This window comes from Caballeronia cordobensis, assembly GCF_001544575.2.
Taxonomy (GTDB): Bacteria; Pseudomonadota; Gammaproteobacteria; order Burkholderiales; family Burkholderiaceae; genus Caballeronia; species Caballeronia cordobensis.
Map to the genome: position 1 here is coordinate 218,577 of NZ_FCNY02000012.1, position 10,573 is coordinate 229,149.

Sequence of the window (10,573 nt, forward strand, 5' to 3'; positions counted from 1 at the left end):
TCACTCTCTCGGTTACGCGAGCCGCTGGCGCGGCTCACGTTCGAATCACCCGGCGTCCGCCGCGCGCACCGCGCGCACGAACGCCGCCATTCGGGCGGGATCTTTCACGCCCTTGGCGCCCGGCACTTCGATGCCGCTCGAGACATCGACCGCGTACGGGCGCACACGCCGAATGGCGTCACTGACGTTTTGCGCGTTCAACCCACCACTCAAAACGGCCCGATGCCCGAGATCTGTTGGGATAAGTGACCAATCGAATACCTTTCCACCGCCGCCGAAGCCCTCGACGAGTGCGTCGAGCAGAATGCCGCCTGCGGCCTTGAATTCAAGAGACGATTCTATCAAATGGCTTGTGGACGCATCAGCCCCAATTCGCAATGCGCGCCAATAGGATAAACCCGCAATTGCCGCGAGTTCTTCGCATCGTTCAGGCGTCTCATCGCCGTGAAATTGCAGCAGCGAAAGCGGCACGTTCGACGTGACTTCCCGGATCCACTCGGGCGTCGCGTTCACGAAAAGGCCGACCGCGGAGACGAGCGGCGGCACATGGCGCGCGAGTTCGACGGCCTGCGCGACGCTTACCGAGCGCGGACTCGGCGGATAGAACACGAAGCCCACGGCGTCCGCGCCGAGCGCGACGGCGTGTTGCACGTCTTCGGCGCGCGACAGGCCGCACAGTTTGATGCGGGTTCGATGCAAATCTTGTTCGGTCATTTCGGCTCTGCCCAGATTGCGCTCCAGGGCATGCTGGCGATATGCGGCGGCGGCACCGCGAAGTGTTCAGGATAACCGACCCCGGCCAGATACAGCCCGTCGGGCATGAAGGTCGGCGCGGCGGCGCGGCGGTCGCGGGCGGCGAGCACCTCGGCCATCCACGACGCGGGATGACGGCCCCGCCCGATCGCGACGAAGCAGCCCATCAGGTTGCGCACCATGTGATGCAAAAACGCATTGGCGCGAAAGCGAAAGTGGATGAAATCGCCCTGCTCGCGAATGTCGATCTGATAGACGTGTTTCACCGGCGTCTTCGACTGGCAATCGGCGGCGCGGAACGACGAAAAATCATGCTCGCCGACGAGGCATGCGACGGAATCGCGCATCGCTTCGACGTCGAGCGGCGTATGCACCCAGCCCGCGCGTTTCGCGAGCATGGGTGAACGCACCGGATTAACGTACAACACGTAAAAATAGGTCCGCTCGAAGGCGGCGAAGCGCGCGTGGAAGTCGTCCGGCATCGGCTTTGCCCACTGCACCGCGACCGTGTCCGGCAGGAACGCGTTCGTGCCGCGTACCCACGAGAATTCGGCGCGGTCGAGATCGGTATCGAAATGGACGACCTGACCGATGCCGTGCACGCCCGTATCCGTTCTCCCCGCGACAACGGTCGCGAGCGGCGTCTGGGCGAACTTCGCCAACGCACGCTCAAGCTCGTTCTGCACCGTCTTGCCGTGCGGCTGCGATTGCCAGCCGCAAAACGCCGCGCCGTCGTACTGAATGCCAAGAGCAATGCGCATCAGGAATGCGGGGCGAGCGTCGACAGGAGCGTGGCGGCCTGATGGCGCGTCGCCGGATCGTTCGATTCGATCACTTCCTGCAGCAAGGTGCGCGCGCCGGAAAGATCGCCCAATTCGATGTATTCGGCGGCCAGTTCGAGCTTATTGCGCGCGATCGTCGCCAGTTGCGCGGGCGTCAGGGCAGGCAGAGGCTCGCTCGCGCTCGACGCCCGTCCGAGATCGAAATCGAGGCTGAGCGGCCCGAAACGCGTCGCGCCGAGACCGGCAACCGACGCCGCGCCAGCGGTGCCCGCTTCGATCTGCGCCGCGACGGACTGGCTCTGCGACTGCGTGTGCGGCACGGCTTCGAGGGGGGTAAAGGGCTGGGGAACGAAGGGCGCATGCTCGATCGGCGTAGCCCCGGTCGGCGGCGGCGGCACCTGCGCGAGACGCGGCTCCCGCGGCGTCTCGGCGGCGGGCGGCGTCGCCGCTTCCGGCTCCGCAACGACCGGCGGCTTGATCGTCAAATCCATACGCGGCGGCAACTCCATGTCGAGCGAGCCCAGCGCCTGAATCGCGTCCTGCGGAAACTTGGGCATCGGAAAACGATGCGCGGCGACAGGTTCGTCGTCCAGCGCGACGCCCGACTTCTCGGCTTCGCGCGCGGCTTGCTCTTCGATGTCGCGCTGCTCGGCGGCGCGCTGTTCGGCGGCCTGTTCTTCGGCGGCGCGCGCCTGGAGTTCGCGCAGTTCGGCCTCGCGCGCGATGATTTCGCGTGCCGCCGCCTCACGCGCCGACTCCTCGCGCTCGGTCACCTGACGCATTTCAGCTTCGCGCAACTGGGCTTCGCGCGCGGCCGTGTCGCGCTCGAGCGCCTCTCGCGCGGCGGCTTCGCGCGCGCGAATCTCGCGCTCTTCGGCTTCCCGCGCCGCAGCCTGGCGGGCGGCGGCTTCCCGCTCCTCACTCTCCCATTTTTCGGCTTCGCGCCGGGCCGCGTCGCGCGCCGCGATTTCGCGAGCGTGCTGCTCATGCTGTTCGTGCGCGTCCGCCTCGCTGACGAGGGCATCGGGCAACGGCGGAACGAAGTCGGGATGCCGCGCCGCGGGCGCAGCGGGGGAGAACGGTTCGTCGTGCGACGGCTGAGCGGGCTTCGCTTCGGTTGCAGGGGGCAGTTCGTCGCCGGACGAGGTCGCGGGCGGCTGCGGCGCGTCCGCGTTTTCGATACTCGCCGCCGCTGAATTCAACTCTGGCTGATCGCGCGCATCGGATTCAAGTGCGAGACCGGCCGCGCCGCCGGCGGCCGCGGCTGCGCGTGCCTTGCGCATCGCTTCGTTGCGCCTGTCGGCGTCGGCCTGGGCTTCCTCGAGGCTCGAAAAAGTCCGCGGGGTGCGATCGGCGTCGTCGAGTTGGGCCGCGCGGCGCTTGTTGCGCCTCGTCCGGAGCAGCAGGACACCGATCACCACGATCACGATGGCGACGATGAACGGCGTGAGCCCGATCACGGCCGGCGTCACGCCGGTCGGCTTGACCGGCGCGGGAGCGGGCGCGGGCGCGCTCGCCGGTGCGACCTCGGGCTGCGGTTCCGGCGCGGGCGCGGCGTTCGCCGGCGTGCTCGCTTGCGGCTCGACGGCCGGCGCCGCCGGCGGCGTCGCCGTGGCGTTCTCAGACGCGGGCGCTGGCGCGGCAGGCGCTGGCGTCTCGGCCGGCGCGGACGCGACCGGTTGCACGGGAGCGGCCGAAGGCGCTGCCGGGGCAGCAGCCGCGCCACTCAGATCGGCGGGCACATTGAGCACCGCGCCGAGCCTCAGCTTGTTGATATCGTGATTGCCGAACGCGTTGGGATTCGCGTCGAAGAGGGCACGCGCGGCACGGGCGCGAACATCGCGGTCCTTGGATCCGGTGAGTTCGCCGGCAATGTCGCTCAGCGACTGCCCCGGTTTGACCGCGTAGGTTTGCCCGGTCGCGGCGGCGGCCGCCGCATCGCTTGCCTGGGCGAGCGCATCGCCGGGATTCGCCCAGAACGCCGCGCATAGAGCAAAGCCTGTCGCGGCGAGCGCCGCACGCGATGACGAAAGGAAAGACCGGCGAGGTCGTTGGATCATTGAGGCTCCGGGTGCGACAAAAGTTGAAACATACGGCGAAAATCGTCCTGTGAGCAGTGCTTTGCAACAAAACAGCACAAAAACAAAAAGCGCCGCGGGAAACGCGGCGCTTTTTGAGATGGGCACGCGCATCCAGGCGCGTAGTTTACTTTACTTGTCGAGCAGAATGCGCAGCATGCGGCGCAGCGGTTCGGCCGCGCCCCACAAGAGCTGATCGCCGACCGTGAACGCCGACAGATACTCGCCGCCCATTGCCAGCTTGCGCAGACGGCCGACCGGCACCGTGAGCGTGCCCGTGACGACCGCGGGCGACAGATCGCGGATCGACGCGTCGCGCTCGTTCGGCACGACCTTCACCCAGTCGTTCGCCGAGGCGAGGATGCCGTGCACTTCGTCCAGCGGCACGTCCTTCGTGAGCTTGATGGTGAGCGCCTGCGAGTGGCAGCGCATCGCGCCGATACGCACGCACAAACCGTCGACGGGAACCGAGCCCGGCGTGCCCATTGCCGGCTTGCCGAGAATCTTGTTGGTTTCCGCGCCGCCCTTCCACTCTTCCTTCGACATGCCGTTGCCGAGATCCTTGTCGATCCACGGAATCAGCGAGCCCGCGAGCGGCACGCCGAAATTGTCGACGGGCATGCGCTCGCCGTTCATCGCCGCGAGCACGCGGCGGTCGATGTCGAGAATCGCCGACGACGGATCGGCCAGATCTTCCTTTGCGGAACCGTACAGCACGCCCATCTGCTGCAGCAGTTCGCGCATGTTCTGCGCGCCCGCGCCCGATGCCGCCTGATACGTCATCGCGGTCGTCCATTCGACGAGGTTCTCGCGGAACAGGCCGCCCAGCGCCATGAGCATGAGGCTGACCGTGCAGTTGCCGCCGATGAAGTCGCGCCCGCCCTTCACGAGCGAATCCTTGATGACGTTCAGGTTCACCGGATCGAGAATGATGACCGCGTCGTCCTTCATGCGCAGCGCCGACGCCGCGTCGATCCAGTAGCCCTTCCAGCCCGCCGCGCGAAGCTTCGGATACACCTCGTTGGTGTAATCGCCGCCCTGACAGGTGATGATGGCGTCGCACTTTTTCAGGTCGTCGATGCTCGTTGCGTCCTTGAGCTTCGTCTCGTTTTTGGCGAACGACGGCGCGTTGCCGCCCGCATTGCTGGTGCTGAAAAACACCGGTTCGATCAAGTCGAAATCGCCTTCCTGCTGCATGCGTTGCATCAGGACGCTGCCGACCATACCGCGCCAACCAACGAGACCTACATTCATGACTAACCTTTGACTGTGGACGCTTCCCCGCATCTTTACCCGGCGTGGCCGCGCGGGGAAGACGCTCGGACACGAGGGACGATCAGCGAATCGTGATCGCTTTGGGGGAAATTTTCGTAATGCGCGTTTTGACGCCGCCGATGATGGCGGCCATGCGCGTGCCGATGGCGAGTTCCGTCGCTACGGCATTTGAGCCGCGTCCGATGGAAACCAGAGAGAATTGAGAGTTCTTCGCCATAGCAAAGCAATATACACGATTACCCGATGTTTTCGTCGCCGCGATTTTGCGAACGCGTGAAAATCGTTGGGATCGTGCGCGAACATCGGCAAAAAGAGACGATCGGCCGCTCTATTGCAGCGAAGCGCCGATCGTCGTTTCGCGTACTTACAGCGCCTTCAGCACCGCGTCGCCCATTTCCTTCGTGCCGACGATCTTGCCGTCCGCCGTGGCAATGTCGCCGGTGCGATAGCCCTGCTCCAGCACCTTCTTCACCGCGCTTTCGATACGGTCGGCCTGTTCCGCCTTGCCGAGCGAGTAGCGCAGCATCATCGCGGCGGAGAGGATGGTCGCGAGCGGATTGGCGACGCCCTTGCCCGCGATATCCGGCGCGGAACCGTGCGACGGCTCGTACAGGCCTTTGTTGTTCTTGTCGAGCGACGCCGACGGCAGCATGCCGATGGAGCCGGTGAGCATCGCGGCTTCATCCGACAGAATGTCGCCGAACATGTTGCCCGTGACGACGACATCGAACGCTTTCGGCGCTTTCACGAGTTGCATCGCCGCGTTGTCGACGTACATGTGCGACAGCTCGACCTCCGGATATTCCTTCGCGACGTCAATCATCGTGTCGCGCCACAGTTGCGACGTTTCGAGCACGTTGGCCTTGTCCACGCTCGTCAGCTTCTTCTGGCGCTTTTGCGCTGCGGCGAACGCGACGTGCGCGATGCGGCGCACTTCCGGCTCGGAATAGCGCATCGTGTCGAAGCCTTCCTTCGCGCCTTCGAACGGGCCGTCCGGCGCATCGCGCAGGCCGCGCGGCGCACCGAAATAGATGTCGCCGTTGAGTTCACGGACGATGAGAATGTCGAGGCCCGACACGATTTCGGCTTTAAGCGACGACGCGCCCGTCAATTGCGGATAACAGATCGCCGGACGGAAGTTCGCGAAGAGTTGCAGATGCTTGCGCAGGCCGAGAATCGCCTGCTCGGGACGCAGCGCGCGTTCGAGCTTGTCGTACTTCCAGTCGCCGACCGCGCCGAAGAGAATCGCGTCGGCGTCCTTCGCGAGCTTCAGCGTGGATTCCGGCAGCGGATGACCTTGCGCCTCGTAGCCCGCGCCGCCGACGGGCGCTTCTTCCAGTTCGAACTTCTCGCCGAGCGCGTTGAGCACCTTGACCGCTTCGGCCGTGATTTCCGGACCGATCCCGTCGCCGGGCAGCACTGCAATTTTCATCGTCTCTTCCTTTCGTTGCGTGGTTCGATTTATCCGACGAGCCGGTTGTTCAGCCACGGCTGCTTCGCCAGACGCTCTGCCTCGTACGCCTTGATCTTGTCCGCGTGACGCAGCGTGAGACCGATATCGTCGAACCCGTTCAGCAGGCAGTATTTGCGGAAACCAGGCACTTCGAACGCGTACTCGGTGCCGTCGCCGGTGCGCACGACTTGCGCTTCGAGATCGATCGTCAGCTTGAAACCGACGAACGCGTAGGTCTCGTTGAAGAGCTTGTCGACTTGCTGTTCGGTCAGCACGACCGGCAACAGGCCGTTCTTGAAGCAATTGTTATAGAAAATATCCGCGAAGCTCGGCGCGATGATTGCGCGAAAGCCGTACTGATCCAGCGCCCAGGGTGCGTGCTCGCGCGAGCTGCCGCAGCCGAAATTCTTGCGCGTCAGCAGCACGGACGCGCCCTGATAGCGCGCCTGGTTGAGCACGAAATCCGGATTCAGCGGACGCTTGCTGTTGTCCTGGCCGGGCTGGCCGACATCAAGGTAACGCCATTCGTCGAACGCGTTCGGGCCGAAGCCCGTGCGCTGGATCGATTTCAGGAACTGCTTCGGGATGATCGCGTCGGTATCGACGTTTTCGCGATCGAGCGGCGCCACGAGGCCGCTATGTACGATGAACTTTTCCATGGTCTTTCTCAGTGTCCGGGTTGATCAGGCACGATCACGCGAGCTTGCGCACGTCGACGAAATGGCCTTCGATGGCGGCCGCGGCGGCCATCGCGGGGCTCACGAGGTGCGTGCGTCCGCCCGCGCCCTGACGGCCTTCGAAGTTGCGGTTCGAGGTCGATGCGCAGCGCTCGCCCGGCTCCAGGCGGTCGGCGTTCATCGCGAGGCACATCGAGCAGCCCGGCTCACGCCATTCGAAGCCCGCGTTCGTGAAGATCTTGTCGAGACCTTCGCGCTCGGCCTGCGCCTTGACGAGCCCCGAGCCGGGCACGACCATCGCGAGACGGATGTTCGACGCAACGCGCTTGCCGAGCGACTTCACGACATACGCCGCCGCGCGCAGGTCTTCGATGCGCGCATTCGTGCACGAGCCGATGAAAATCTTGTCCGGCTGGATCGATTCGATCGGCGTATTCGGCGTGAGCGCCATGTAGCTCAGCGCGCGCTCGATCGCGTCGCGCTTGACGGGATCTTTTTCCTTCTCGGGATCGGGCACGCGGCCATCGATGGACGTGACCATTTCCGGCGACGTGCCCCACGTCACCTGCGGCACGATCTCGGCCGCGTTGATTTCGACGACGCGGTCGAACTGCGCGCCGTCATCCGTTTTGAACTGGCGCCAGTACTCGACCGCCTGATTCCACTCGACGCCCTGCGGCGAGTACGGACGATCCTTCAGATAGTTGATGGTGATGTCGTCGACCGCGACCATGCCGGCGCGCGCGCCCGCTTCGATCGCCATGTTGCAGACGGTCATGCGGCCTTCCATCGACAGCGCGCGGATGGTCGAGCCGCCGAATTCGATTGCGTAGCCCGTGCCGCCCGCCGTGCCGATCTTGCCGATGATCGCGAGCACGATGTCCTTCGCCGTGCAACCGCGCGGCAACGCGCCTTCGACCTTCACCAGCATGTTCTTGCTCTTTTTCTGCAAGAGCGTTTGCGTGGCGAGGACGTGCTCCACTTCCGACGTGCCGATGCCGTGCGCGAGCGCGCCGAACGCGCCGTGCGTGGACGTGTGCGAGTCGCCGCAGACGATGGTCATGCCGGGCAGCGTGGCGCCCTGCTCCGGCCCGATGATGTGCACGATGCCCTGGCGCAGGTCGTTCATCTTGAACTGCGTGATGCCGAAGCTATCGCAGTTGGAATCGAGCGTATCGACTTGCAGCTTCGACACCGGATCGGCAATGCCGTGCGAACGGTCGGTGGTCGGCACGTTGTGGTCGGACACCGCGAGATTCGCGCTGATGCGCCACACCGGGCGGTTGGCCAGCTTCAGGCCTTCGAAGGCTTGCGGGCTGGTCACTTCATGCAGCAGGTGACGGTCGATGTAGAGGATCGAGGTACCGTCCTCTTCCGTGTGGATCACGTGGGTGTTCCACAATTTGTCGTAGAGAGTCTGAGCCATGATGTGCGCTTTCGTGGGTGACTGCGGGGTTTTTGTCGGTGTCTAGCTTGTTCGACGATTATGCCACTGCCAGACGCGCGGCGGGTACTAGGGTGTGAGAAAAAACCGTGTAAAAACAGTGGGTTATGGGGGTGGTGGCAATACCTGGATGGGGAGTACCCGGCTTAGTGGCGGTCGGGACAAAAATTGATGGTCTGGAGCTCGCACTTTCGTGGAAAGCGTTGGTCAATCGAACGTTGCAGCAGAAGCGACGCAAAAAGGCCCGTGAAGGCTGAAAAGCAAAAAGCCCCGGCGATCACTCACCGGGGCTCTTCCACACCTTACCCGCCTGACGTATTCAGCTTAGCGCTTCGCGAGCGGCTTCACTTCACGCGGCGTCTGGCCAATGAACAACTGACGCGGACGGCCAATCTTCTGCTCGGGATCCGCAATCATCTCGTTCCACTGCGCGATCCAGCCAACCGTACGTGCCATCGCGAAGATACACGTGAACATCGACGTGGGGATGCCCAGCGCGCGCTGCACGATGCCCGAGTAGAAATCGACGTTCGGATACAGCTTGCGCGACACGAAGTATTCGTCTTCCAGCGCAATCTTCTCGAGTTCCATCGCGAGCTTGAAGAGCGGGTCGTCGTGCAGGCCGAGTTCGTTCAGCACTTCGTAGCACGTCTCGCGCATCAGCTTCGCGCGCGGGTCGTAGTTCTTGTACACGCGATGACCGAAGCCCATCAGCTTCACGCCCGAATTCTTGTCCTTCACCTGCTTGATGAACTCGGGGATGTTGTCGACCGAGCCGATCTCTTCCAGCATGTTCAGCGCGGCTTCGTTCGCGCCGCCGTGCGCCGGGCCCCACAGACATGCGATGCCGGCCGCGATACACGCGAACGGATTCGCGCCCGACGAACCGGCGAGACGCACGGTCGAGGTCGATGCGTTCTGCTCGTGGTCCGCGTGCAGGATCAGAATACGGTCGAGCGCGCGCACCAGCACGTCGTTGACCTTGTACTCTTCGCACGGGTTCGAGAACATCATGTGCATGAAGTTCGCGCTGTACGACAGCTCGTTCTTCGGATACACGAACGGCTGGCCGATGCTGAACTTGTACGCCATCGCCACCAGCGTCGGCAGCTTCGCGATCATGCGAATGGCCGAGACTTCACGGTGACGCGGATCGTTGATGTTCAGCGAATCGTGATAGAACGCCGACAGCGCGCCGACCGCGGCCGTCAGCACGGCCATCGGATGCGCGTCGCGACGGAAGCCGCGGAAGAAGAAGTGCATCTGCTCGTGCACCATCGTGTGACGCGTAACCGTGTCCACGAATTCCTTGTTCTGCGCTTCGTTCGGCAGTTCGCCCTTCAGCAGCAGGTAGCACGTTTCGAGGAAGTCCGCGTTCACGGCGAGTTGCTCGATCGGGTATCCGCGATACAGCAGTTCGCCCTTGTCGCCGTCGATATACGTGATCGCCGAATTGCACGCCGCCGTCGACATGAAGCCCGGGTCATACGTGAACTTGCCGGTCTGACCGTACAACTTGCGGATGTCGATCACGTCCGGGCCCATCGTGCCCTTGTAGATCGGCATTTCGACGCTCGGCGAGTTGTCGCTGAACGATAGCGTGGCTTTAACATCTGACGGGGTCATAGCACATCCTCAATCGAAGTATGAATACAGGTTCTCGATAATTTGCACGACGGAAGCTGCGCGGCAAAACTGTCTTATCGGCCTGTGTGCACTGCAGCAGGCCTATTTTGCAAAACTCCGCGATTTCCTGCAGAAGTCACGCGGTACGCAGCATGTCCAGCAGGCGGATCACATCCGGCGTCGCCAGGTCGCCCTCGGGCTCCGTGCGCGCCAGCAGCAAGTCCATCAGTTCGTTGTCGCTCAGTTCCAGCAGGCGGGTCAAGGCGGCCACGTCGGCGTCACTGAGGTCATGCTCATATCGGCTGAAGAAACGCTCGAAGATCAGATCGTTTTCCAGCAGGCCGCGCCGTGCGCGCCAGCGAAGGCGCGCGCGGCGAAGGGGATCGGACTGGTGAGATTCGTCCATTTTCAAACCGCCCGGCGCACCATCAATTCCTTGATCTTGCCGATCGCCTTGGTCGGATTGAGCCCCTTGGGGCACACGT

The 10,573-nt window shown here is 63.8% G+C and carries 10 protein-coding genes and 1 pseudogene; all 11 read right to left on the reverse strand.

Annotated elements, in window-relative coordinates; genetic code table 11:
* Nucleotides 1–45: 45 nt before the first annotated feature.
* Nucleotides 46–714, reverse strand: coding sequence for a phosphoribosylanthranilate isomerase (locus AWB70_RS23820; RefSeq protein ID WP_014251416.1), 669 nt, complete (start codon nucleotides 712–714; stop codon nucleotides 46–48).
* The gene (gene truA / locus AWB70_RS23825) at nucleotides 711–1,514 is read right to left on the reverse strand and encodes a tRNA pseudouridine(38-40) synthase TruA (protein WP_045455175.1); all 804 of its coding nucleotides are present in this window, start codon (nucleotides 1,512–1,514) and stop codon (nucleotides 711–713) included. The genes AWB70_RS23820 and truA overlap by 4 nt, the downstream gene beginning before the upstream one ends.
* Nucleotides 1,514–3,595, reverse strand: a complete 2,082-nt coding sequence (locus AWB70_RS23830) for a FimV/HubP family polar landmark protein (RefSeq protein ID WP_235024337.1) — start codon at nucleotides 3,593–3,595, stop codon at nucleotides 1,514–1,516. The genes truA and AWB70_RS23830 overlap by 1 nt, the downstream gene beginning before the upstream one ends.
* Before the next feature lie 150 nt (nucleotides 3,596–3,745).
* On the reverse strand, nucleotides 3,746–4,867 hold the full coding sequence (gene asd / locus AWB70_RS23835) for an aspartate-semialdehyde dehydrogenase (RefSeq protein WP_014251419.1): 1,122 nt from the start codon (nucleotides 4,865–4,867) through the stop codon (nucleotides 3,746–3,748).
* An 82-nt stretch (nucleotides 4,868–4,949) separates the two neighbouring features.
* Nucleotides 4,950–5,105 carry a hypothetical protein gene (locus AWB70_RS38855; protein WP_159680305.1) on the reverse strand — a complete coding sequence of 52 codons (156 nt, stop codon included), beginning with the start codon at nucleotides 5,103–5,105 and terminating at the stop codon, nucleotides 4,950–4,952.
* A gap of 147 nt (nucleotides 5,106–5,252) precedes the next feature.
* The gene (leuB, locus tag AWB70_RS23840) at nucleotides 5,253–6,320 is read right to left on the reverse strand and encodes a 3-isopropylmalate dehydrogenase (RefSeq protein ID WP_053569412.1); all 1,068 of its coding nucleotides are present in this window, start codon (nucleotides 6,318–6,320) and stop codon (nucleotides 5,253–5,255) included.
* A gap of 29 nt (nucleotides 6,321–6,349) precedes the next feature.
* Nucleotides 6,350–7,000: a 3-isopropylmalate dehydratase small subunit gene (gene leuD / locus AWB70_RS23845; RefSeq protein WP_053569413.1), complete on the reverse strand. Its 651-nt coding sequence runs from the start codon at nucleotides 6,998–7,000 to the stop codon at nucleotides 6,350–6,352.
* Nucleotides 7,001–7,034: 34 nt separating this feature from the next.
* Nucleotides 7,035–8,444 (reverse strand): 3-isopropylmalate dehydratase large subunit, encoded by a 1,410-nt coding sequence (gene leuC / locus AWB70_RS23850; protein WP_053569414.1) that lies wholly within the window; start codon nucleotides 8,442–8,444, stop codon nucleotides 7,035–7,037.
* Between the two features lie 342 nt (nucleotides 8,445–8,786).
* Entirely contained in the window at nucleotides 8,787–10,088 is a 1,302-nt protein-coding gene (gene gltA / locus AWB70_RS23855) for a citrate synthase (RefSeq protein ID WP_014251425.1), read from the reverse strand.
* 136 nt (nucleotides 10,089–10,224) lie between these two features.
* On the reverse strand, nucleotides 10,225–10,494 hold the full coding sequence (locus tag AWB70_RS23860; RefSeq protein ID WP_014251426.1) for an FAD assembly factor SdhE: 270 nt from the start codon (nucleotides 10,492–10,494) through the stop codon (nucleotides 10,225–10,227).
* Between the two features lie 2 nt (nucleotides 10,495–10,496).
* Nucleotides 10,497–10,573, reverse strand: a pseudogene (sdhB, locus tag AWB70_RS23865) (succinate dehydrogenase iron-sulfur subunit); the annotation flags it as partial.

Bases quoted from the DNA above. Each gene is read 5' to 3' on its own strand.
- AWB70_RS23820 (WP_014251416.1), bottom strand. From the start codon at position 714: ATGACCGAACAAGATTTGCATCGAACCCGCATCAAACTGTGCGGCCTG.
- truA (WP_045455175.1), bottom strand. From the start codon at position 1,514: ATGCGCATTGCTCTTGGCATTCAGTACGACGGCGCGGCGTTTTGCGGC.
- AWB70_RS23830 (WP_235024337.1), bottom strand. From the start codon at position 3,595: ATGATCCAACGACCTCGCCGGTCTTTCCTTTCGTCATCGCGTGCGGCG.
- asd (WP_014251419.1), bottom strand. From the start codon at position 4,867: ATGAATGTAGGTCTCGTTGGTTGGCGCGGTATGGTCGGCAGCGTCCTG.
- AWB70_RS38855 (WP_159680305.1), bottom strand. From the start codon at position 5,105: ATGGCGAAGAACTCTCAATTCTCTCTGGTTTCCATCGGACGCGGCTCA.
- leuB (WP_053569412.1), bottom strand. From the start codon at position 6,320: ATGAAAATTGCAGTGCTGCCCGGCGACGGGATCGGTCCGGAAATCACG.
- leuD (WP_053569413.1), bottom strand. From the start codon at position 7,000: ATGGAAAAGTTCATCGTACATAGCGGCCTCGTGGCGCCGCTCGATCGC.
- leuC (WP_053569414.1), bottom strand. From the start codon at position 8,444: ATGGCTCAGACTCTCTACGACAAATTGTGGAACACCCACGTGATCCAC.
- gltA (WP_014251425.1), bottom strand. From the start codon at position 10,088: ATGACCCCGTCAGATGTTAAAGCCACGCTATCGTTCAGCGACAACTCG.
- AWB70_RS23860 (WP_014251426.1), bottom strand. From the start codon at position 10,494: ATGGACGAATCTCACCAGTCCGATCCCCTTCGCCGCGCGCGCCTTCGC.